The following is a 25955-nucleotide window of genomic DNA, read 5'->3' on the forward strand; positions in this document are numbered from 1 at the left end:
GAACAAAAAAGTTTGCAGAATCCAATGAATGTCTAATGGTCATTTCACTCCAATAACCACGTCCAACTATACGGAAGCATGAGTAATCCGCCGAAAAACTGAAATATTTCTCTCAAAATCGATGTTTATATGCTAAATTGTTATAATTTTGCAGCCAAATCTTTTCTATTCGACAGGATAAGGAGAGAAATTCAATATTCACAATTTAACAAAAGAAAAAGATGAAAGTAGCTATTGTTGGCGTAAGCGGAGCCGTAGGACAAGAGTTCCTGCGCGTGCTCGATGAGAGAAACTTCCCGATGGACGAGTTAGTTTTGTTCGGTTCTAAACGTAGTGCCGGAACAACATATACTTTCCGCGGTAAACAGATCGAGGTGAAACTCTTACAACACAACGATGACTTTAAAGGGGTAGACATTGCTTTCACTTCTGCCGGTGCAGGAACATCTAAGGAGTTCGAGAAAACAATTACCAAGTATGGTGCTGTGATGATCGACAACTCCAGCGCTTTCCGTATGGATGCCGATGTGCCTTTGGTGGTGCCTGAAGTAAATGCAGAGGATGCATTGGAACGTCCGCGCGGCGTTATCGCCAACCCGAATTGTACGACTATCCAGATGGTAGTTGCACTGAAAGCCATCGAAAAGCTTTCTCATATAAAAACTGTGCACGTGTCTACCTATCAGGCAGCAAGTGGTGCGGGTGCCGCTGCCATGGACGAATTGTACGAACAATATCGTCAGGTATTGGCAAACGAACCTGTGACTGTAGAGAAGTTTGCCTATCAGTTGGCTTTCAACCTGATTCCGCAGATCGACGTGTTTACAGAAAACGGTTATACGAAAGAAGAGATGAAGATGTATAATGAAACACGCAAGATCATGCATTCTGACGTAAAAGTTAGCGCAACTTGCGTACGTGTTCCTGCATTACGTGCTCACTCTGAAAGTATTTGGGTAGAAACTGAACGTCCGATTTCCGTAGAAGAGGCTCGTGAAGCATTCGCTAACGGTGAAGGTCTGGTTCTGCAGGACAATCCTGCCGAAAAAGAATACCCGATGCCGTTGTTCCTGGCAGGTAAAGATCCGGTATACGTAGGCCGTATCCGCAAAGACCTGACAAACGAAAACGGATTGACTTTCTGGATTGTAGGTGACCAGATTAAGAAAGGGGCTGCCCTGAATGCTGTTCAGATTGCCGAATATTTGATTAAAGTAAAAAATATCTAATATAACAGACTGGATATAATATCCAGACAACTATAGATAAGCCCAATAAATCAGCCGGTTTGCAATGTGATAGTGATCACAATGCAAGCCGGTTTTTTTATTCTCCAAGCCGTAATTAGAGAGAAAATACCTATTCGTAGGTAAGAAGTCACTAGTTATAGGTATCAGCATTTACCAAAATAACTATTTATAGTGATTGATAGAAAGTCACTTTTTATCGAATTTTGCGCAAAACTTATCTATGAAATATTGTCTTTTTAATATAGCATTCTGGGGGCTACTATTTTTCAATTTATTTGAGGCCACAGCTAATTCAAACATCTATACAATCTCGGGACGTGTGACCGAGGCAAAAACGAATTCCCCTTTGCCTGGTGCTTCTATCCTCATTAAAGGTACCTATTTGTGGGCCGTATCCAATCAGAAAGGAGAATTTACGATACAAGGAGTACAGGAGGGAAAATATAATCTGGAGGTTTCTTTTCTTGGTTATGTACCGGCAACAATTCCCGTAAATGTACGCAGCAATATCAATAACCTTCCTATCATACTCAAAGAAAATACACTTGCACTGGATGATGTAGTCGTCACTGCACAAGCACCCAAAAATGAATTAAACACGACGCTCACTATCGGAAATCATGCATTGGAACATCTACAGGTGTCCAACGTGAGCGATATCTCCGCTCTCCTTCCGGGAGGAAAAACTAAAGTGCCGGATCTTACCACCAATAATATCTTCTCATTACGCGACGGAGGGTCAACAGCCGGTAATGCCGCATTTGGAACAGCCGTAGAAGTGGATGGAGTTCGTATTGGAAACAATGGTTCGTTTGGCAATATGAACGGAGTGGATACCCGGAATATCACTGTTGCAGATATTGAATCGGTGGAAGTCATCACCGGAGTGCCTTCGGCAGAATATGGAGACTTGAATAGTGGTATGGTCAAGATTCACACCCGGAAAGGGAAAACACCCTGGAACATATTGCTGTCTATCAATCCTCGCACCGAACAGGTTTCATTTGCTAAAGGATTGGATTTAGGAAACAATAAAGGTGTCATCAACATAAACGGTGAGTGGACCAAGGCTACTCAAAAGTTGGTATCTCCCTATTCTTCTTATACAAGAAGAGGATTCTCTGCCGGATATAGCAACACGTTCCGCAACGTATTAAGATTCGACATCGGTGTTACAGGCAATATCGGAGGAATGAATACCAAAGATGATCCTGATGCCTATTCGGGAGAATACAACAAAGTGAGAGATAACGTATTCCGGACAAACACTTCACTGGCCTGGCTGCTCAACAAATCGTGGATAACCAACCTCAAGTTCGACGCATCGATATACTACAATGATAACAACTCCCACGCGCATACGTTCTACTCCTATGCATCGGAGCAACCGGCTGTTCATGCCACAGAGGAAGGATATTTTATGGCAAACAAACTGCCATATACTTACTTTGCCGACCAAATCATCGACTCCAAAGAACTGGATTATGCCGCATCGTTAAAATATGAATGGAACAGACGATTTAAGACTGTAAACAGCAACCTGAAAGCGGGTGTTCAATGGAAAGCAACAGGCAATGTGGGTGAAGGAGAATATTACAAAGACCCATCATTGGCTCCAAACGGTTATCGTCCCCGTCCTTACACTACTTATCCATATATGCATAATGTTTCGCTTTATGCAGAAGAAAGTCTGTCATTTCCTGTGGGAAATACCATGCTTAGACTGATGGCAGGGGTACGTTGGGAACATTTGTTTATCAAGGGAACGAAATATAAGAACCTGAATACTCTTTCACCACGTTTCAATGCCAGATGGCAGTTGAACGAACATATCGCTATCCGTGGCGGTTGGGGAATTACCGAAAAGCTGCCCTCTTTCTACACCTTGTATCCCAAACAGGAATATCGGGACATACAGACCTTCGGCTTTTCCTATAATAAGATTGAATCATCTTATATATATTATAGTCAGCCCTACACGTTATTGCACAATGAAAACCTACGCTGGCAACGGAATCAGAACGCAGAAATCGGTCTGGACGTCAACATTGCCCGTACCAGAATTTCATTAGTCGGTTATTTCAACCGTACCAAGCTGCCGTATAAATACGCAAGTACTTATACTCCGTTCTCCTATGATGTGCTCCAATTGCCGGATGGATTCACGATGCCGACTAACCCGCAAATCAATGTAGATAACCAGACAGGGATGGTTTACATACGCGACAATGCATCCAGTTACTGGACTCCTATGGATGTCAAAGTGACCGACCAGACTTTTGTAAAGTCAACTTCTCCCGACAATGGAATGGACGTGATTCGTCGCGGAGCGGAAATGATTGTTGATTTCCCGGAAATTACTCCGATTCGCACGCAATTCCGGGTAGATGCCGCTTATACTTATACGAAATACATCGACAACTCTTTATCGTATTATTATCAGAATGGATGGTCGCACACCAGTCTTGCCAATCGTTCTTACCAATATGTAGGTATCTACGCCAACGGCGACAACTTATCGACTACTGCCAACGGCAAGCGTACCCACTCGCTGGATGCCAATATCACAGCCATCACCCGTATTCCGAAAGCCAGACTGATTATCTCGTGCCGACTGGAAGCTTCGCTTGTGAAGCGTTCGCAGAACATCTCCGAGTATCAAGGAAAAGAATATGCTTTCAATGTGAGCGAAAGCAGTAATACCCAAACCGGGGGAAGTATCTATGACGGTAACTCTTATACCGCTATCTGGCCGGTAGCATACCTCGACCTGAATAATGAGATGCATCCTTTCACATCAGCGGAAGCCGCGAATCCGGAATTCTCCTACCTGATACGCAAATCGGGCAATGCCTATACATTTGCAGCAGACGGATATGATCCTTATTTTTCTGCCAATATCAATATCACCAAAGAGATTGGAGACTATGTATCTCTTTCTCTCAATGCGATTAATTTCACCAACTCACGGCCTTATGTAAAATCTCATGCAACGGGTGTAAGCGCTCTCTTCACCCCGGATTTCTATTATGGACTTACTTGCCGTATCAAATTCTAACTATATGAAACAATTCATCTACATATTATTACTAACAGTGACTGGCATCTTTGCGGGATGCACAGATATCGATAAAGAGAATCCGTATGACAACCAGTTGCACAGCCTGCAGGTTACTGCCGTATATCCGGACGGATACACGGATCATCTCCGGGAAGGAGTGACCGTAAAGATTGAAGATGTCGACCGTGGAAATTCTTACAAGGCTAAAACCGACAAGAATGGAGTGGCGCAATTCTCTTTGACCAAAGGTATATACCGCGTACAAGTCAGCGACAAAGGCGGAAAGGATATTTTCAACGGATTAGCTGATAATGTCAAACTAACCAGCGGAGACATGTCTCTTAATCTCCCGCTCATTCATTCCAAGGCCGGGACGATCATTATTAAAGAGATTTACTGCGGAGGATGCACAAAGTTACCGCTGGAAGGAAATTATCAGTCCGACAAGTACATTATCCTGCATAATAACGACTCGGAAGTGCAATATCTGGATAGTTTATGCTTCGGAGCACTCGACCCTTACAATTCACAAGCCACTAATGTATGGGTGACACAGGATGAAGTAACCGGAGCAACCATCTTCAAGGACTTTGCTCCCATCGTTCAGTGTATCTGGCAATTTGGCGGTACCGGTAAAACGTTCCCGCTTCAGCCGGGAGAAGATGCAGTGATTGCCATCAACGGAGCGGTTGACCATGCGGCACAATATCCGCAATCTGTCAACCTGAACAAACCCGGATATTTTGTATGCTATAATAATGTTTATTTTCCGAACACACAGTATCATCCGGCTCCGGGCGACCAGATCACACCGGATCATTACCTGAACGTAGTGTTGAAGACTGGTCAGGCGAACGCCTATTCATTCTCGATATTTTCTCCTGCCGCGGTTATTTTTAAAGCCAAGGATACCACGATACAGGACTTCGTTCTAAAAGAGGGAAGCGTCATACAAAAACCGGGAAGCACTACGGATCAGGTGATAGCGATACCACTTGACTGGATGATTGATGGCACGGAAGTATATTATGGCGGTTCTTCCAACAATAAAAAGCGTATTTCTCCATCCATCGATGCGGGATATGTCACTCAAAGTGCCACATACAACGGACGCAGTTTATACCGTCATGTGGATGAAGAAGCGACACAGGAAGCGGGTTACGAAGTACTGGTAGATACAAACAACTCTTCTACCGATTTTTATGAACGGGAAAAACAATCTTTGCATGAGTGAGATGAAGAAAATATATATAACAGGCCTTTGGATCCTATGTCTGACATCCGGAGTTTCGGCGCAGACTTATGACATCATCGAACGGCGTAACTCCTGGAATGCCGGGACAAATGTCACAGGTATCATGATGGACAGTATTTCTGCTTCCTATGCCGAACTGTACGGAAAGAATAACCACGGTGATTTCCGCAACTATTACGAAGCAAAAGAAGCATGGAGTGCCGGAGCGGTAGCAAAGTCCATCACTCATCTGAAAGGTTATTCACTGACGGGTTCGTTCTCATTCGATCATACTTCAGGCAAGGATATGAGCGGTTCGATGTTTATCCACCCAGGATTTTATCCCGTAGACCTCCTGGAGTTCACACCCGGACGTAAAGACTTGCAAACTTACACTTTCATGGGTGGTATTGCAACTGATATTTCACCCAACTGGCGATTAGGAGGAAAGATAGACTTTGCCGCTTCCAACTATTCCAAACGAAAGGACTTGCGGCATACCAATTACCGACTGGATTTGAAAATAGCCCCCAGCATCATGTATCATTTGGGAGATATGGCGATCGGCTTTTCCTATATTCTCGGCAAAAATAGCGAATCAGTAAAAGCAGAAGTCATCGGTACAGCCGAAAACTCTTACAATGCTTTTCTGGATAAAGGACTTATGTATGGAGCTTACGAGGCATGGGACGGGAGTGGAATCCATCTTAGTGAATCGGGTGTCAACGGTTTCCCCATCAAAGAATTGTCGAACGGGGTAGCCGTGCAACTTCAATGGAAAGGATTTTACGGAGATGCAGAATACACATATTCTTCAGGTTCTGCCGGTGAAAGAGATGCTATCTGGTTTAAATTTCCAACCCACCGAATTACCTCCCATTTGAGTTATCATTTCAAACAGGGAAAGAAAGAGCATTTTCTGCGACTGAACTTGCAATGGTCACATCTGGTCAACAACGAAAATGTGATAACCAAAGAAACTGTGAACGGGATAACGACCACTCACGTACACGGTTCCAATCGTATTTTTGAGCAGGATGTTTTCTCTGCTAATCCCGAATATGAATTGATTAGTCCCCGCACGGAACTTCGCCTGGGAACGAATATATCAACATTCAGACGACTGACCACACAGATGTATCCTTATGTGGTTTCGGAAAAGATGATTTGTAGCCAGACTTATATCTCCAGCGTATTTCATCTAGGGAAACTCGACCTGAAAGCGGCTGCATCCTTTGCCATAGGAAACTTTACCGAGAAAAACAGGACTACGGCAACAGATACGGAACCGGGTAATCCGCCTTATCGGCTGACTGATTATTACAATCTGAAAAATGAATATGCAACCGCCCCACAAGCGACATTTCATCTCGGATTGCGCTATCATTTCAACTATGGAATTTATGCGGAAGTAGAAGGTAGTTATACGCACGGTTTCAACCTGCAATATATAGATGGTTCGAACCGTTGGAACGAGACTATCAAATTAGGATATACTTTTTGAAAACAATGAATATAAATAAACTAAATTATTAAGCAATGAAAAAGAGTTTGACATTTATCTTCGCAGCAGCGCTTTTGGTATCTTGCCAACAGGAAGAGAACGAAGCTACGACTCCTGCAAACAGTCGCATTACTATCTCTCCTATTATTACACGTGCTACGGAAGTTAACTTTGAGACCGGAGATAAAATCGGTGTTACAATCACCCAAAACGGTGACTTCGTATATGCAGAGAATAAACAGATGACATACAATGACGGAGTATTTGCAGGCGATTTACTCTGGTACCCGGAAGGAAATGACAAATCGCAAATAGTAGCCTATTATCCCTATAAGGAGGGTAATACTCCGGCTTCATTTACTGTTGAAACCGATCAGACTAGTGGATATGGAGCGTCAGATTTTATGGCAGCAAAGAAATCGGATGTACTTCCGACTACCAACGTTATAAGCATGAACTTCAAACACATGTTTACTAAATTAGTGATTAATGTAACAAAGGAAGTAGAAGCTAACATCTCGTCTATCGCATTGAAAGGTTCCATCCCGACTGCAACTCTTGATTTGAGTGCTCTCACAGTGACTGCTGATGCAAACGCCTCCGCAACAAGCATTGTTGCACAAGCCGTTAAAGCGAATGAGACATACCGCGCCATTATCGTTCCCCAAACAGTAGCCTTGACGCTTGAAGTAGCAACATCTGACGGCAAGACCTTGTCACAGAAGCTCACATCTACCACTTTGGCACAAGGAGGACAATACAGTGTGAACATTCGCGTGTTACCTGACGATATAGAAGTCAAACTTAGTGGTGACATTGAAAACTGGACAGATGAGGGTGAAATTGGAGCTGATAATGAGATTCCTTTCGAGGAACATCTCGATCAGAACTATTTCCTGTATGATAATGTAAAATATAAGACTGTAACTCTCTCAAACGGTACGACATGGATGGCTGAACCGCTTATTTATTTACCGAAAGGGTATACTCCTTCAAGTGATCCAACTGCTGATAGCCATGTTTGGTATCCGTATGAAATCACAGCCGACGGTGCAACCGTAGCTACAACAAAAGAAAGTGCCATAAAAGAATTAGGTTATCTATATGATTTCCAGGCTGCACTGGGTGGTAAAGAAATTACTGATAGTAATCTGACCTCCTTTGAAGGAGCACAAGGAATCTGCCCGAAAGGATGGCACATACCGACACGTCTGGAGTACTTTAATCTGGTAGGAAAAACAACGAATGATGCCGACGGCAAGGTACCGGCTGATGGTGATAAAGCTCTTTTTTATGATACAGCTTATGATGGAGCCAAAATATCATCACTGATGGATGCAGGATTCAATTACCAATTCTCCGGTGTTCGTATGGCAACAAGTCTTACAGGCGCCGGCAGCTACCAAAAAACTGCAATAGCAGATGACGCCAAGATTCAAGCTGCGTGGCATGGAAAACCGGCAATGAATTATCTCATGACTTCGACCGCCTACAAACCCATATACAATAGTACCAGCGGCCTACTAACCAATATACAGTTCTTTGGATTAATGAGTACAATCAATGCAACCAAGTATCCGGAAGGCAGATTATCATTATCTTATGTTAGCATTAAAGCCGGTATGCAAGTTCGTTGCATAAGGGATCAAGCCGGCAACTAAAAGACTAATATTTGTTTCATGCCTTGAAACCTTTAGTTTCTCGGTGAGAAACTACCAGTTTCAAACTGGGAAACTAAAAGTTTCAAGTAAGGCTACCCCCCTCGCCCGTAAGGCGAACTACGATAAGCTATAAACAAACGAAAAACAGATTACAAACTATATAAAAACGAAGCAATAACAATGAAAACAAAAAAGCTAACAATCGCAATTGCCATCATGGCAATGACTTTTATCGGAACTTCATGTGGTAACAAACAACAGAAAAGCGCATCAGAAGCGACTACAGAACAGTCTGCATCTTCCGCCTTGGAAATTGATTCTCTTCTTGCCAATGCCGAAAGCCTTGCAGGACAAGAAGTGACCATTGAAGGCGTCTGCACACATACCTGCAAACATGGCGCAAAGAAAATCTTCCTGATGGGTAGCGACGATACCCAAGTGATCCGTGTAGAAGCGGGCACTTTGGGGACATTCGATCCTAAATGCGTGAACTCCATCGTTCGTGTTACCGGAACACTGAAAGAACAACGCATTGACGAAGCCTACCTCCAGAACTGGGAAGCGCAACTCAAAGCACAGGCTGCCGAGAAACACGGAACCGGTGAAGCCGGATGCGACTCTGAAAAGAAAGCACGTGGTGAAACAGCCAACAGCCCTGAAGCCCGCATTGCAGATTTCCGTGCAAAAATAGCCGACCGCAAGGCAGAAACAGGAAAAGAGTATTTATCTTTCTATTTCATGGAAGCTGACTCGTATGAAGTGGAGTAGTAACATCCGTAAGTGGAGTCGGCTCATACACCGTGACTTATCATTTTTCTTTTCCGGAATGGTATTGATATATGCCATTTCCGGAATTGTAATGAATCACCGTGACACTATTAATCCGAACTTCTCCATCACACGGAAAGAGTATAAGATAGCAGAAAAGCTACCGGATAAAGCAGGAATGAATAAGGAGAAAGTGCTCACTCTCCTGGAACCATTGGGAGAAAGCGGCAACTATACCAAATATTACTTCCCGAAAACGGACGTAATGAAAGTATTCCTGAAAGGCGGCTCCAATCTCCTGGTAAACGTGAAGACAGGAGAAGCGGTATATGAATCCGTCACCCGCCGCCCGCTTATCGGAGCAATGTCCCGCTTACATTACAACCCGGGACAATGGTGGACTTACTTTGCTGATATTTTCGCCATCGCTCTTATTATCATTACTCTCTCCGGCATTATCATGCTGAAAGGGAATAAGGGCATTATCGGCAGAGGAGGGATCGAAGTCATTGTCGGAATCTTGATTCCCATTCTTTTCCTTTTCTTCTTTTGAATAGAATAACAGATAAAATCAAATGGAACATATTATCGAATGTAACAATCTGACGCACTATTACGGCAAACGGTTGATTTACGAAAATCTTAGTTTCACAGTACCCAAAGGACGCATCTTGGGACTGTTGGGAAAGAACGGTACGGGCAAGACCACCACTATCAATATCTTGAGCGGTTACCTGAAACCCCGTTCGGGAGAATGTCGCATCTTCGGACAGGAGATTCAGACAATGGCACCGGCTCTGCGTCGCAATATCGGACTGCTCATCGAAGGTCATGTGCAATATCAATTCATGACCATCACCGAGATAGAGAAATTCTACGCAGCTTTCTACCCCGGTCAATGGAAAAAGGAAGCGTACTATGAACTGATGAATAAGTTGAAAGTCGCTCCCGGACAACGTATCTCGCGTATGTCCTGCGGACAACGTTCACAAGTAGCCCTCGGACTGATTCTCGCACAGAACCCGGAACTTCTCGTGCTGGATGATTTCTCCCTCGGACTCGATCCCGGCTATCGTCGCCTGTTTGTCGACTACCTCCGCGACTATGCCCGTTCAGAAGGAAAAACCGTCTTTCTGACCTCGCATATCATTCAGGACATGGAGCGGCTTGTTGACGACTGCATCATCATGGACTACGGAAAGATACTGATTCAGAAACCAATTGCCGAACTACTAGAAAAAGGACGTCGCTATACCTTCACTATTCCCGAAGGCTACGAACTTCCCGCATCTGATGATTTCTATCATCCTTCTGTCATGCGGAACCAGTTGGAGACTTTCTCTTTCCTTCAACCGGCAGAAACTGAAGCAAAACTGAAATCCATGTCAGTGCCCTACACTAATTTTCATAGTGAACAGGTGAATCTGGAAGATGCATTTATCGGCCTGACAGGCAAATACTAGAATCGTTGATAATTGATAAAAACAATGTACGCTATATTTTATAAAGAATGGATAAAGACACGGTGGTATTTTCTACTTGCCGTGCTCGCCACACTTGGTTTTACAGGCTACTGTATGCTCCGCATCAACCGGGTGGTAGAAATGAAAGGGGCTGCTCATGTGTGGGAAGTGATGCTGCAACGAGATGTCATCTTCATTGATATGTTGCAATATATCCCTCTGATTGCGGGAATTTTGATGGCTATTGTGCAGTTTGTTCCCGAAATGCAGCGCAAATGCCTGAAACTGACTCTCCATCTGCCTTATCCGGAGTTGAAGATGACAGGTAATATGCTACTTTCGGGATTAGTGTTGCTACTTGTCTGCTTCGCTTCCAATTTTCTGTTGATGGAAGTATACCTGAATGGAATACTTGCCCATGAACTGAAGAACCACATATTGCTCACCGCTTTAACGTGGTATCTTGCCGGGATTTCCGGCTATCTGCTTGTGGCCTGGATCTGCCTTGAACCGGCATGGAAACGTCGTATTCTGAATCTCATTATCGCAGTATTATTACTCCGAATCTTCTTTCTGTCGCCCACACCGGAAGCATATAACAAGTTCCTCCCTTATTTAGTGGTTTATACATTGTTGACAGCTTCTTTCTCGTGGCTTTCTATCGTACGATTCAAGGCCGGAAAGCAGGACTAGGAGCAATTAAAAATTAAAGACTAAAAATTAAAAGATTGAGTAATGAGACGTTTCAGTACTATATTATTATATGTAACCATCGCTTTTCTGCTTCTCTGGCAGTTGCCCTGGTGTTACAATTTCTTTGTCGTAAAGCCGGAGAAAACTCCCTTTACCCTGTACAGTTTCGTAATTGGCGATTTCGCACAGATGGGACAGGAAGAGGGAAAAGGAAGCGTGCGTCGCGACCTGGCAGGTAATATTTATTCGGAAGCAGCTTTCGACAGTATCCTGCCTATGTTTTATTTTCGTCAGTTGATGTCCGATGAGCGTTTTCCGGATACCATTAAAGGGATAGCAGTAACTCCTAAAATGGTACAGACGGAGAATTTCAACTTCCGCAGTGTACCTTCGGATATCAATGCGCCTTCCATCGGACTTTATCCTCTGATGGAATCCATGTCAGGACGTGTAGACCTGAAAATGCCGGATGACGTATTCCGCATCACCTCCAAAGGAATCGAGTTTATCGACATGGCCTCCAACAGCGTAAAGGAAGACAAGAGTCTTCAGTTTACCGAAGCTATGACTAAAAAGGAGTTTCGTTTCCCGGCAACAGAGATCGTAGGAAATCCAACGGTGAAAAAGGAGTATGACGAAGGTTATCTTCTATTGGATGCCGACCGCCGTCTGTTTCATCTGAAACAGGTGAAAGGGCGTCCGTATGTTCGTGCCATCACCTTGCCTGAAGGACTGACACTGGAACATCTGTATCTGACAGAGTTCAGAAATAAGAAAACACTTGCGTTCATGACCGATGTCAACAATGCTTTCTATGTACTGCAGAGCCGGACATACGAAGTAGTGAAAACAGGAATTCCTGTATTCAATCCCGAAACGGATGCATTAACCATCATCGGTAATATGTTCGATTGGACGGTACGTGTGACTACTCCGACCTCTGATAATTATTACGCATTGAATGCCGACGATTATTCATTGATTAAAAAATTAGAGAACGCATCGTCTACTCATTCCATGCCCGGTATTACTTTCACATCTTATACTGATAAATATGTAATACCACGTTTCGAATAGTATTCCCATATTGAATGTAACAGTTGTAAGGGACTATCAAAAGTCAATCTATTAAATATGACTTAGGGTAGTCCCTTACAGTTTTCTTCCCATGCGTGTATAGGAAACAAAAAGAATTACAATCTTTTCTTCTGTAAGTATGGGCTTTTTCCGGCAAGAAAGTTTATCTTTGCCGACTCATTCAAATATTCAGACCGCAATTGCTTCTGCATTATACACAAACAAATACGGTAAAACGAAAAAACTCAAATTAAAAACCGTATGAAAGTTTACAAAGCATTTGCTTTCCTAAGTATCTTCATCATATTGTTCTATAATTGTTCGCTCCCTGCTAATGACGAAGAAAAAGGAGATTCAGAGGGAGAGGATACAGTTACCTCCGAACTTCCCTGGGAAGGAGAGATGGACAAATTCACCATCAATTCTAAAGAAGGAATCCATCTGAATGATCCATACGAAGACGCCGGAACAGCTTATGTCACCATTCCTTCCACCTCTGTAAAAAATACCCGTTGGGAATTTGGAGTTCACCTCACCTTTAATCCTTCCGCTAACAATTATGCACGATTTTATCTGACTTCTTCCTCAAACATTCTTTCCGGTAATTTAAACGGTTATTATATTCAGATAGGAGGAGCCAAAGATAATGTAACTCTTTATCGTCAAAACGGAGACCAATCTAAACTACTGGCTTCGGGAAGAGAGTTGATGAAAGGAGACTCTTCACCGAAACTATATATAAAAGTAGAACGTGACAATAATGGTTACTGGACTTTTTGGACACGACGTGAATCCGAGAATGAATACGTAAAAGAAAAACAAATAAAAGATACCGATATACAAACTTCCCGCTACTGCGGTATATACTGCATTTACACCAAAACCCGCTGTAAAGGATTTACATTTCATCACATACAGCTATCTAATAACGTAGAAACGGACACTACACCTGATGAAACACCCGATCATCCCGGAACAGACATTCCAGATAATCCGAACACCCCCGAATTACCGAAAGATGTGAGAGGTATGCTTCTTTTCAATGAAATCATGTATAACAATGCTACTGATGGTGCAGAATATATAGAAATCTACAATCCGACTGAACAGGCTATCATTTTACCGGCACTTTATCTATATAAGATGTATAAAGACGGGGCAATATACAATACTACCATCCTTCAAAATGAAAGTCCTTCTACTCCCCTAACCATTCCTGCCAAAGCATATCTTTGCTTCACGAAATACTTCAACAGAGTTGTTCAGAAACATAAAGTCGGTGGAGAAAATATAATAATTATACCGAACTTCCCGGCACTGAACAATAATGGCGGGTATCTGGCACTTTCAAGTAGTAAAGAGACTGCACCAGGACATACTTTTGACACTTGTTGTTTTAGAGATGAAATGCACACCATTGATAAAATAACCGGCGTTTCGCTTGAAAAGAAATCTCCGGAGTTGTCCTCGCTCAACAAAAACTGGCGTTCCTCCAAACATGCCACCGGAGGCACACCCGGAATAAAAAATATGTAAGAGTATGTATATCTATGATAAATTCCCTACATTTGTAGGCAAAGTAAACAAGTTCCGGATATTCATCCTCAAACGAATTTAAACAGCAGATATGAGTCCAGCCGTTATATCTATTACTACTGTGGCATACTTTATCATCCTGTTCACTATCTCTTATATAGCAGGACGCAAAGCCGACAATGAAGGATTCTTTGTAGGAAACCGTAAATCAGCCTGGTATATCGTTGCCTTTGCCATGATCGGTTCCACCATTTCCGGAGTCACCTTCGTTTCCGTTCCGGGTATGGTACAGGCAAGTCGCTTTTCTTACCTGCAGATGGTGCTGGGATTCATAGTAGGACAAATTATCATTGCATTTGTACTTGTTCCCCTCTTTTATCGCATGAATCTGGTTTCCATTTATGAATATCTGGAGAACAGGTTCGGAAGCTCTTCCTACAAGACGGGAGCCTGGTTCTTTTTTATTTCAAAGATGCTAGGGGCAGCCGTCCGGCTCTTTCTCGTATGCCTGACATTGCAGTTTCTTATCTTCGATCCTTTCCATCTCCCATTCCTGTTGAACGTGATCCTTACGGTATTTATCGTATGGCTTTACACTTTCCGCGGTGGAGTGAAATCATTGATATGGACGGATGTTCTAAAAACATTCTGCCTGGTAGTGTCGGTTGTACTTTGCATCTATTATATTGCTTCCAGCCTGCATCTGAGTTTCAGCGGTCTGGTTAGTACGATTTCAGATAGTGACTTTTCCAAGACATTCTTTTTTGACGATGTCAACGACAAACGATATTTCTTCAAACAATTCCTGGCAGGTGTATTCACCGTTATTGCCATGAACGGGCTCGACCAGGATATGATGCAGCGCAATCTTAGCTGCAAGAACTTCCGGGACTCGCAGAAAAATATGATTACCAGTGGAATCTCACAGTTCTTTGTCATTCTGCTTTTTCTGATGCTAGGAGTACTGTTATATACGTTTACAGCACAGCAAGGCATTGGGAATCCGGAAAAAAGCGACGAGTTGTTTCCGATGATTGCTACCGGAAATTATTTTCCCGGCATAGTCGGAATATTATTCATTATCGGACTGATAGCCTCCGCCTATTCTGCAGCCGGTTCTGCCTTGACGGCACTGACCACTTCCTTTACCGTAGATATTTTACATGCACAGATAAAAGGAGAGGCGGCACTTAGCAAGATACGCAAACAGGTACATATCGGTATGGCAATTGTGATGGGGGCAGTCATTTTTGTATTCAATTTGCTGAACAACACCAGTGTGATTGATGCGATTTACACATTGGCCAGTTATACGTATGGTCCTATCTTAGGGTTGTTCGCTTTCGGCATCTTCACCAAGAAACAAGTTTATGATAAATATATTCCGTTGGTAGCTATCGCTTCTCCTATTCTTTGCTATATCCTGCAACGAAATTCGGAAGCATGGTTCAACGGTTACCAAATTAGTTACGAGCTGCTATTATTTAACGCTGCATTTACTTTCATCGGACTTTGCTTCCTCATTCGAAAGAAATCAACGATGGACAATACGACAGTTCTTTAATATTAAGATGAAGATGAAGAAGAAAATTAATTGCTTCATACCTTTCGGCACTCCGGAAGATACCATGCAGACAGTAAAGGAACTACAAGTGTCAGAGCTAGTAAATAAGATCTATTTATTAGGTTCGGAGCCCGGTAAGAAAGCTCTTCCGGGTTGTGAATATCTCTCTGTTAAAGGGTTCTATTCCACAGACACAATGAAAACAATTGCAGCCAATGCCAATACGGAATATACTCTGTTCTACTTGAAACAAACTCCATTAAAACTGGGACTGTATGCCTTGGAACGCATGGTGCAAATCATAGAGAACGATAAAAAGAATGGAATAGTTTATGCCGACCACTATCAGCTGATTAACGGAGAACTTAAACAAGCACCTGTCATTGACTACCAATTAGGAAGCGTCCGGGATGATTTCGATTTCGGTTCCATGCTTCTATTCAGTTCTTCTGCCTTCACTAAAATAGCAGATGCTTTGCGTGAAGAGTACAAATACGCAGGACTATATGCTATGCGTCTATTCATCTCTTACAAATATTCAATTGTGCACATCAATGAATATCTATACACCGAAATTGAAACAGATACCAGAAAAAGCGGAGAGAAACAATTCGACTATGTAAACCCCAAAAATCGGGAAGTACAAATTGAAATGGAAGCTGCCTGTACCGAATACCTGAAATGTATTGATGCTTATTTCATGCCTACTTCTTCACGGCCTGTAAATCTTCACAGCGAAAACTTTGAATTCGAGGCATCTGTCATCATCCCTGTACGCAATCGTGCTCATACAATCCGCGATGCTGTCAATTCGGCTTTAAACCAACGGACCACTTTCTCTTTTAACATTATTGTTATCGACAATCATTCCACCGATGGAACGACGGAAATTCTCCAGGAACTAAGTAGCGATAAAAGATTGATCCATATCATCCCCCAAGAAAATGATTTAGGTATAGGAGGCTGCTGGAACAAGGGTATATGTCACGAAAAATGCGGAAAGTTCGCTATACAGTTAGATAGCGACGATTTATATAAAGATGAATCCACTTTACAGAAAATCGTAGACACCTTTTATAAGGAAAGCTGCGCAATGGTTATAGGTACCTATCTAATGACCGACTTCCAACTGAACGAAATCCCCCCCGGTATCATTGACCACAAAGAGTGGACACCGGAAAATGGAAAGAACAACGCTCTACGTATCAATGGTTTGGGTGCTCCACGAGCTTTCTACACTCCTATTCTTCGTAATATCAAATTGCCGAACACCAGCTATGGTGAAGATTACGCCATAGGATTACGAATCTCACGGGAGTATAAGATCGGACGTATCTATGATGTAATATACCTCTGTCGCCGTTGGGAAGGTAACTCTGACGCCGCATTAAGCACAGAAAAAGTCAATCGGAACAACTTCTACAAAGACCGAATCCGCACATGGGAAATTAAGGGCAGAATCCAGATGCATACTATTGATGAAGAGTTTCAGGAACTTGTAGAGGAAATGATAGAAAACCAAAAAGAAAACTGGGAACTTGCGAAAAGGAACTATGAAGCGTTGGAAGAAAATCTGGAAAAGAAAAAAGTATTGAAACTGAAGGAAGAAGATAGAGAGATGAAAGTTAGAATTTTCCCGAATCCTCAACGCATCCTCTCGACCATGGCAAAAACAGATAGTCGTTCTATCCAGGAAAGGCCTTGTTTTTTATGCGGAAAAAACCGCCCCGCAGAGCAAACATATCTACCATTCGGACATTATGAGGTATGCCTCAACCCCTACCCCATTTTTCAGCGTCACTTGACAATCATCGACAAGGAACACACTCCACAAAGCATGAAAGGACGTTTTGAAGATATGCTTCACTTAGCTGAAAACCTGGACGAGTTCTATATACTCTATAACGGACCGGAGTGCGGTGCTTCCGCCCCTGACCACATGCATTTCCAGGCAGCAGGAAAAGAAGAAGAACTGACTAACCCTTTTGCGCTGAATTTCTTGAAGAGTATATTAGAAAATGAAAACGGCGTAACAACTTATGTAGACAATGTATTCACAACTTGCATAGGTATGACATCAGGTCTGAAAGTTGACTTAATGCAACAATTTGAAAAGGTCTACCAAAATCTTTCCATCATTTATTCGGATAAGGAACCTTTAATCAACATGATAACCTGGTATGGTCTCGATAAAATAAGCCATTTCGGAGGTGACGAAATAGAAGTATGGAATTGCATCATTTTCCTACGCTCAAAACATCGTCCCGATTGCTATTATACCCCAAAAGAAAAAGGGCTATTAATAAGTCCGGCTGTTGCAGAAATGGGTGGCATATTCCCGATTGTCAGAGAAGAAGACATGGATAAATTAAACGCCAAAAAACTCACAGAGATTTACAAGGAGATAAGTTTATCTCCCCAACAATTAAATACTCTATGCGATCAATTATTCAAAAAGAAATAGTAATAAAGTAATATGCGAGTCCCCTTAATAAGTGTTGGTATTCTTTCCGGGAAAGAGATTGAATTTTCTTTCCCTATAAAATTTATCTCCTCCGACGGAACGGAAAGCTCCGGTATGCAAAAGGCTATTTACCGGGATGGGAAGATTCATTGGCAAGGGAAAGAATATAATGAATTATCTTTCACTCCCCAACAAGGTGCACCTGCTTTCTTTGAACTGAAAGATGTGACCATCGGAATCAACTTCCATTGGGAACGCAAAGAAGTCCAGAAATTCAAAGGGGAGTTAAAGATCATCGTCGAAGGGGAACAACTTACTGCTATCAATATTATTTCCATCGAAGAATATCTCATCAGTGTGATTTCATCAGAAATGAGTGCTACTGCTTCTTTAGAACTACTAAAGGCACATGCTGTTATTTCCCGAAGTTGGCTGTTGAATAAGTGTAAGACAGAGAGTAGAAAACAGGAAATGAAGAACGAGAAAACAGGAAAGTCTATACAGAAGGATAGCGCAACCTGTTCTCCATCTTTCGTTTCGGATTCTCAATTTATCAAATGGTATGACCACGAAGCGCACAAAAACTTTGACGTATGCGCAGACGATCACTGCCAACGGTATCAAGGAATTACACGAGCCTCAACACCACAAGCCATCGAAGCAGTCTCCGCCACGCGGGGGGAAGTGCTGATGTATAAAGGAGCGATTTGTGATACCCGTTTCTCTAAATGTTGTGGCGGAGCTTTTGAAGAGTTCCAAAATTGTTGGGAAAACGTAAAGCATCCTTATCTAATCAGACAACGGGATAGCAAGACTGAAAAACAACTTCCCGATTTGACCATAGAGGCGGAAGCTGATAAATGGATACGTACCTCACCTGTTGCTTTTTGTAATACGCAGGATAAGAAAATTCTAAGCCAAGTACTAAACAACTACGATCAGGAAACAGCAGACTTCTATCGTTGGAAAGTCAGTTATACCCAACAAGAACTTTCAACACTGATTCATCAACGTTCGGGAATTGACTTCGGACAAATTCTGGATTTAATTCCTATAGAACGTGGAACGTCGGGACGTCTTGTCCGATTGAAAATTATAGGAACCTTGCGAACGCTTATTATCGGGAAAGAACTGGAAATACGCCGTACCTTATCTACTTCCCATCTGTATAGTTCCGCCTTCGTAGTAGACAAGGAATATGAGGAAAAAGGACATAAAGAGGATAAAATCCCTTCACGATTCATCCTTACCGGAGCCGGATGGGGGCATGGAGTAGGACTTTGCCAGATTGGTGCTGCCGTAATGGGAGAGCAAGGTTACAAATATGAAGAAATACTGTCTCACTATTACCCCGGAAGTACACTCGAAAAACAATATCAATAAAAAAGAATAATACCATGACACCCCCCACTACAAAAAGAAATCCCTGGAGCTGGATACCCACCCTCTACTTCGCAGAAGGGCTGCCATACGTAGCGGTAATGACGATTGCTGTTATCATGTACAAGCGTTTGGGATTATCCAATACGGAAATAGCCTTATATACTTCCTGGCTCTATCTTCCTTGGACTATCAAACCGCTATGGAGCCCATTCGTTGATCTGGTGAAAACGAAACGCGCCTGGATTATTGCCATGCAAGGTTTCATCGCTGCCGGATTTGCGGGGATAGCCTTCTTTATTCCGACTGCTCATTATGTACAGTTGACTCTTGCTTTTTTCTGGCTGCTGGCGTTCAGTTCCGCTACGCATGACATCGCAGCAGACGGTTTCTATATGCTCGGACTCAATAATAAAGAACAATCTTTCTTTGTCGGTATCCGGAATACTTTCTATCGGCTTGCCAATATTTTCGGGCAGGGAATTCTAGTCATGCTGGCAGGATGGCTGGAAACATCACAGAACAATATTCCCTTGGCATGGAGTATTACATTCTACCTCCTTGCCGGATTATTTCTGGCTCTTACTATCTATCATCGACTTATCCTCCCCCATCCTGATTCGGACATTAAACGTCCCGGCCTCACACCGGGTAAGTTGTTAGGAGATTTCCTTTTGACCTTTGTCACATTCTTTCAGAAAAAGAACCTCGGTCTCATGTTCTTTTTCCTCCTCACCTATCGGTTGGGAGAATCACAGTTAGCCAAAATAGCTTCTCCTTTCCTGCTCGATACGACCGATAAAGGTGGACTGGGTTTATCCACAGCAACTGTCGGAATGATCTACGGTACGATAGGTGTCATAGCTTTATTGCTCGGTGGAATCATTAGTGGTTTCCTCGTTTCCCGTGACGGATTCAAGAAATGGATATTACCCATGGCATTAGCCATCAACATTCCCGATCTATTATATGTATGGATGGCTGCCGCCACCCCGGACAATCCTATATTTATAGCCATTTGTGTAGCGATCGAACAGTTGGGGTATGGTTTCGGCTTTACCGCTTATATGCTATATCTGATTTATATAGCAGAAGGTGAACATAAAACGGCACACTATGCTATCGGAACCGGATTTATGGCACTGGGCATGATGATTCCCGGTATGCCTGCCGGATGGATACAGGAACATCTCGGATACACAAACTTCTTTATCTGGGTTTGTATTTGTACCCTGCCCGGTATCGTCGCCTCATTAATGATTCGCAACCGACTGGAGGATTCTTTCGGAAAGAAACAATAAAAAGCTCAAAGATATGATACTCATTGCAGATAGTGGTTCTACCAAAACCGACTGGTGCATCGTTTTCAACGGCACCCCAATCAAACGAATGGGAACGAAGGGAATTAATCCCTTCTTCCAATCAGAAGAAGAAATTCAACAAGAGCTGACACACTCCCTTCTACCACAACTACCGGAAGGAACGATCAACTCCGTCTTTTTTTATGGTGCAGGATGCACTCCCGAAAAAGCTCCCGTCCTCCGGCGGGCTATTGCCGACAGCCTGCCCGTCATCGGGAACATCAAAGCCTACTCGGATATGCTTGCCGCTGCCCGCGGACTATGCGGACATGAAGCAGGGATTGCCTGCATCCTCGGCACAGGTTCCAATTCCTGTTTCTACAACGGTGAAGAGATTGTCAACAACATCTCCCCTCTTGGATTCATCCTGGGAGATGAAGGAAGCGGCGCAGTCTTAGGAAAACTACTGGTAGGCGATGTACTGAAAAACCAGCTTCCACCCGCCATCAAAGAAGCTTTCTTAAAACAGTTCGACCTGACGGCCCCCGAAATCATCGACCGCGTTTACCGCCAACCCTTTCCGAACCGTTTTCTGGCTAGTCTCTCCCCTTTCCTTGCACAGCACTTGGAAGAACTGGCTATCCGTTCACTAGTACTCAACAGCTTTATCGCTTTTCTCCGCAGAAACGTGATGCAATATGATTATAAGCAATATCCGGTACATTTTATTGGTTCCGTAGCTCACTGTTACAAGGAGATTTTGCAGGAGGCCGCGCAAACAACAGGTATTCAGATCGGTAAGATTCTTCAAAGTCCGATGGAAGGACTGATTCAATACCATCAACAATAATTCTTTTACCTATTGTAATTTATAACCAGTAATTATAAAAATGCAGATAACCGAACAACCGTCCTTTTACGATCATCTGGAAAAGAAATCTGTACGAGAGATCTTAGAAGATATCAACCAGGAAGATCAGAAAGTAGCGTTAGCCGTACAAAAGGCTATTCCACAAATTGAAGAGCTTGTCAATCAGATTGTACCCCGCATGAAACAAGGCGGACGCATCTTTTATATGGGGGCCGGCACAAGCGGTCGCCTGGGAGTATTGGATGCTTCCGAAATCCCTCCTACTTTCGGAATGTCTCCCAACTGGATTATCGGACTGATTGCAGGAGGCGATACAGCCCTGCGCAATCCGGTAGAAGGAGCCGAAGATGATGAAAATCGAGGTTGGGAAGAACTCGTCGAACACCAGATCAACGAAAAAGACACCGTTATCGGCATTGCCGCTTCCGGCACTACCCCGTACGTAATCGGTGCTTTACGGGAAGCCCGTAAACACGGTGTCCTGACAGGTTGTATCACCAGTAATCCCGATTCTCCAATGACAGCAGAAGCGGATGTCGCCATCGAAATGATTGTAGGGCCGGAATATGTGACAGGCAGTTCCCGGATGAAATCAGGCACCGGACAGAAAATGATTCTGAATATGATTAGTACGTCGGTGATGATTCAACTTGGACGGGTGAAAGGAAATAAGATGGTAAATATGCAGCTTAGTAATCATAAACTGGTAGAAAGAGGCACCAGGATGATTATGGAGGAACTAGGATTAAATCATGACCATGCACAAAAATTGTTACTGTTACATGGTTCGGTTAAGAATGCAATTGACGCTTACCGATATTCTCAAGATCATTAAAATCTCTACTTACTCTTGTTTAACCAACTTATATTATACGCATCACATACCAATCTTATTAATACGGAATATGACACATTAACCATCATTATTCATCCGACAGCCTCATAGATACAATACAAAAAGATTTTGAAACAAAATCAAAAACATTTATTGAACAAACCAGTTTGTTCACACTTCTTCATTTTATCTCCGAAGAAAAAACTTCAAGAAAAAGTAAATTGGTATCAACAGTATAAATAATTGAAACATACCCAAAGCCCGTTCTTATCAATACCAACTATCTTTGCATCGTGTCACAGTACAGACAAAAAATAAACCATTTTTGGAATTTAAGACACAAAGAAGATAATTTCATTAAATATAGTATTTATGAAGAAGGATATTTGCATCATTTTGAGCCTGCTGTTATATACTTTTCAATTACCAATTATCTACAAAGTAGAATATCCGGTTACAGTGAAACGTAAGATCAATGATTAACAACAAATTATTAAATATTGAAACCATGAAAAGATTATTTCTATTCTTCTACCTCTCTGTTGTGAGTATAGTGGCATTTGCCGCTGAACAATTTGTAATATTCACACCGGCCGGTAATCATTTTCCGTTGATTGCCAACGGAGTTCCTTGTCCGATATATGTAGATTCTTCCGAAGACAAAGGGGTAATGATAGCTGTCGGCAATCTTCAACAAGATATACTGCAAGTATGCGGAACGAAGCCTGAATTCTTAACAAACGTAAGTTCGAAACACTGTGTCATTGTAGGTACCTATAGTACTCCTTTTGTAAAAAAACTGATAGCTGCAAACAAAATAGATAAAAAGGAGCTGGAAGGGAAAAATGAGAAATATATCCTGCAAGTTGTCACCAATCCCTGTGAAGGAGTAGATGAAGCAGTGGTTATCATCGGCAGCGACAGACGCGGTACGATCTATGGTATCTATGAACTTTCCGAACAAATAGGGGTATCTCCCTGGTATTGGTGGGCAGACGTCCCTATCCGAAAACAACAGAATGTATATGTAAAGCCGGGACAGTATACAGACGGAGAACCTGCGGTGACCTACCGCGGCATCTTCCTCAATGATGAAGCGCCCTGTCTGACCGGTTGGGTAAAACAGACCTACGGCACAAACTATGGTGACCACCGTTTTTATACACAAGTTTGCGAATTGATACTACGCCTAAAAGGTAATTTCCTTTGGCCTGCCATGTGGAGCTGGGCTTTCTATGCAGACGACCCGGAGAATAGTAAGACTGCTGATGAAATGGGAATCATCATCGGTACATCCCACCACGAACCAATGGCACGCAACCATCAGGAGTGGTCACGCAAGCGCAAAGAATATGGTGCATGGGATTATACAACTAACAAAAAAGTGATCGATCAGTTTTTCCGTGAAGGTATCGAACGGATGCAGGGCACAGAAGATATCGTAACCATTGGTATGCGCGGAGACGGTGACGCAGCCATGAGCGAAAACACCAACGTGAAACTGCTGGAAGACATAGTAAAGAACCAACGCAGAATCATTGAAAAGGTGACTAAACGCCCTGCCAAAGCAACCCCGCAAGTCTGGGCACTATACAAAGAAGTACTGGATTACTATGATAAAGGTATGCGTGTACCCGATGACGTAATCATGCTATTGTGTGATGACAACTGGGGAAATGTATGCCGCCTGCCAAATGCCAAGGAACGTAAGCATCCGGGCGGTTGGGGCATGTATTACCATGTAGACTACGTAGGTGCTCCGAGAAACTCCAAATGGCTGAACGTAACCCCTATACAAAATATGTGGGAGCAACTTCAACTCACATACGATTACGGAGTAGAAAAGTTGTGGATACTGAATGTAGGCGATTTGAAACCAATGGAATATCCGATCACGTTCTTCATGGATATGGCATGGAATCCCAAGCAATTCAACGTCTCTAACTTGCTGGATCATCCCCGTCGTTTCTGCGCACAGCAGTTTGGCGAGGATCAAGCGGATGAAGCTATGCGAATCTTAAACCTGTACAGCAAATATAACGGTCGCGTAACGGGAGAAATGCTCGACCGGAATACTTATAACCTGGAGACCGGCGAATGGAAACAAGTATCTGATGAATATCTGAAACTGGAAGCGGAAGCTTTGAGACAATACATATCATTGAAACCGGAATATAAAGATGCCTACAAGCAATTAATCCTCTTCCCTGTTCAAGCCATGGCAAACCTGTATGAGATGTATTATGCACAAGCCATGAACCATAAATTGTACAAAGAAAACAATCCGCAAGCTAACGAATGGGCAGATAAAGTGGAACAGGCTTTTGCACGGGATAAAGCATTGAGTGACGATTATAACAATGTTATGTCCGGCGGTAAATGGAAGAACATGATGATTCAGAAACATATCGGTTATACCTCATGGAATGATAATTTCCCCGCTGATACACTACCACAAACCTACCGAATCGAGCATCCGGAAAAGGCTGTCGGTGGATACGTCTTCACCGGACAAGACGGATATGTAGCTATGGAAGCCGAACACTATTACAGCACTAAAACAGCACCAGGTACGGAATGGACAGTGATCCCCTACATGGGACGAACCCTTAGCGGCATGGCTCTGATGCCTTATACCCAGCCGACCGACGGAGCTTCTATCTCCTACAAAATAAAATTGCCTAAAGGAGTCGACAAAGTGACTGTTCACGTGATAGTGAAATCGACTCTTGCTTTCCACGACCGGAAAGGGCATGAGTACAGCATAGGTTTTGAAGGAGGAAAGGATCAGACAATCAATTTCAATCATAATCTGAATGAACTTCCCGAAAATGTGTATAGCATATACTATCCGACAGTTGCAAGACGTATCGTCGAGAAAAAGGTCAAACTGAATGTGCCGAATACATCAGACGGCATGCAGACACTAATTTTCAAACCTCTTGATCCGGGCATCGTGCTGGAAAAGCTAGTTGTAGACTACGGAGGCTATAAGAAATCTTATCTGTTTATGAATGAATCGAAAAGCAAGAGAGATAATAGATAAAAAGATCAATGTAGAGACAAGTCAATTACTACACACTGATTGTATTTACATATAAATTGGTTCTTAATCAAATTCCGTGCTAGTAAAGCTCATTGAAAGGCCGATGGATAAAGGGATATCGGCATATTAGAAATAGCAAATAAATTATCCAAACTATATGCATCTTAAAGTACTCCGGAATAGCCATGAATAAGGTAATTGAACATAAATAAGTAGCACGGAATTTGATTAAGAACCTATAAATTTT

Annotated in this window: 18 protein-coding genes; all 18 read left to right on the forward strand. The window is 42.7% G+C overall.

Going from position 1 to position 25955, the window contains the following annotated elements:
* The first annotated feature begins 221 nt into the window (after window positions 1–221).
* The 18 genes from BSCG_RS10110 (at window position 222) to BSCG_RS10025 (ending at window position 25708) form a co-directional block, all read left to right on the forward strand.
* The gene (locus BSCG_RS10110) at window positions 222–1229 is read left to right on the forward strand and encodes an aspartate-semialdehyde dehydrogenase (protein ID WP_004299708.1); all 1008 of its coding nucleotides are present in this window, start codon (window positions 222–224) and stop codon (window positions 1227–1229) included.
* Between the two features lie 241 nt (window positions 1230–1470).
* On the forward strand, window positions 1471–4308 hold the full coding sequence (locus BSCG_RS10105; RefSeq protein ID WP_008776470.1) for a TonB-dependent receptor: 2838 nt from the start codon (window positions 1471–1473) through the stop codon (window positions 4306–4308).
* 4 nt (window positions 4309–4312) lie between these two features.
* The gene (locus BSCG_RS10100; RefSeq protein WP_004324552.1) at window positions 4313–5545 is read left to right on the forward strand and encodes a DUF4876 domain-containing protein; all 1233 of its coding nucleotides are present in this window, start codon (window positions 4313–4315) and stop codon (window positions 5543–5545) included.
* Window positions 5538–7049, forward strand: coding sequence for a DUF6850 family outer membrane beta-barrel protein (locus BSCG_RS10095; protein WP_004309656.1), 1512 nt, complete (start codon window positions 5538–5540; stop codon window positions 7047–7049). The genes BSCG_RS10100 and BSCG_RS10095 overlap by 8 nt, the downstream gene beginning before the upstream one ends.
* Window positions 7050–7084: 35 nt before the next feature.
* Window positions 7085–8710 carry a fimbrillin family protein gene (locus BSCG_RS10090; protein ID WP_004324550.1) on the forward strand — a complete coding sequence of 542 codons (1626 nt, stop codon included), beginning with the start codon at window positions 7085–7087 and terminating at the stop codon, window positions 8708–8710.
* A gap of 180 nt (window positions 8711–8890) precedes the next feature.
* The gene (locus BSCG_RS10085; protein WP_004309654.1) at window positions 8891–9478 is read left to right on the forward strand and encodes a hypothetical protein; all 588 of its coding nucleotides are present in this window, start codon (window positions 8891–8893) and stop codon (window positions 9476–9478) included.
* Complete coding sequence (locus BSCG_RS10080) at window positions 9465–10031, forward strand: PepSY-associated TM helix domain-containing protein (protein WP_004305100.1); 567 nt, start codon at window positions 9465–9467, stop codon at window positions 10029–10031. The genes BSCG_RS10085 and BSCG_RS10080 overlap by 14 nt, the downstream gene beginning before the upstream one ends.
* 22 nt (window positions 10032–10053) lie before the next feature.
* A complete protein-coding gene (locus tag BSCG_RS10075; RefSeq protein ID WP_004324548.1) occupies window positions 10054–10941 on the forward strand; it encodes an ABC transporter ATP-binding protein in 888 nt (295 codons plus the stop codon).
* A 24-nt stretch (window positions 10942–10965) separates the two neighbouring features.
* Entirely contained in the window at window positions 10966–11634 is a 669-nt protein-coding gene (locus BSCG_RS10070; RefSeq protein WP_004305102.1) for a hypothetical protein, read from the forward strand.
* 42 nt (window positions 11635–11676) lie between these two features.
* A complete protein-coding gene (locus tag BSCG_RS10065) occupies window positions 11677–12711 on the forward strand; it encodes a DUF4857 domain-containing protein (RefSeq protein ID WP_008776471.1) in 1035 nt (344 codons plus the stop codon).
* Window positions 12712–12972: 261 nt separating this feature from the next.
* A complete protein-coding gene (locus tag BSCG_RS10060; RefSeq protein WP_008776472.1) occupies window positions 12973–14247 on the forward strand; it encodes a hypothetical protein in 1275 nt (424 codons plus the stop codon).
* Window positions 14248–14338: 91 nt separating this feature from the next.
* Window positions 14339–15811, forward strand: coding sequence for a sodium:solute symporter (locus BSCG_RS10055; protein ID WP_008776473.1), 1473 nt, complete (start codon window positions 14339–14341; stop codon window positions 15809–15811).
* Window positions 15812–15824: 13 nt separating this feature from the next.
* Window positions 15825–18275 carry a DUF4922 domain-containing protein gene (locus tag BSCG_RS10050; protein WP_032849611.1) on the forward strand — a complete coding sequence of 817 codons (2451 nt, stop codon included), beginning with the start codon at window positions 15825–15827 and terminating at the stop codon, window positions 18273–18275.
* 12 nt (window positions 18276–18287) lie between these two features.
* Window positions 18288–19658, forward strand: coding sequence for a SpoIID/LytB domain-containing protein (locus BSCG_RS10045; protein ID WP_008776475.1), 1371 nt, complete (start codon window positions 18288–18290; stop codon window positions 19656–19658).
* Between the two features lie 14 nt (window positions 19659–19672).
* Window positions 19673–20956, forward strand: coding sequence for an MFS transporter (locus BSCG_RS10040; protein ID WP_008776476.1), 1284 nt, complete (start codon window positions 19673–19675; stop codon window positions 20954–20956).
* 13 nt (window positions 20957–20969) lie between these two features.
* Window positions 20970–21806 (forward strand): ATPase, encoded by an 837-nt coding sequence (locus BSCG_RS10035; RefSeq protein WP_008776477.1) that lies wholly within the window; start codon window positions 20970–20972, stop codon window positions 21804–21806.
* A gap of 40 nt (window positions 21807–21846) precedes the next feature.
* Window positions 21847–22662 (forward strand): N-acetylmuramic acid 6-phosphate etherase, encoded by an 816-nt coding sequence (gene murQ / locus BSCG_RS10030; protein WP_008024375.1) that lies wholly within the window; start codon window positions 21847–21849, stop codon window positions 22660–22662.
* Between the two features lie 508 nt (window positions 22663–23170).
* Window positions 23171–25708, forward strand: a complete 2538-nt coding sequence (locus BSCG_RS10025; protein ID WP_032849612.1) for a glycosyl hydrolase 115 family protein — start codon at window positions 23171–23173, stop codon at window positions 25706–25708.
* Window positions 25709–25955: the final 247 nt, after the last annotated feature.

It is taken from the genome of Bacteroides sp. 2_2_4 (genome assembly GCF_000157055.1).
Taxonomy (GTDB): Bacteria; Bacteroidota; Bacteroidia; order Bacteroidales; family Bacteroidaceae; genus Bacteroides; species Bacteroides ovatus.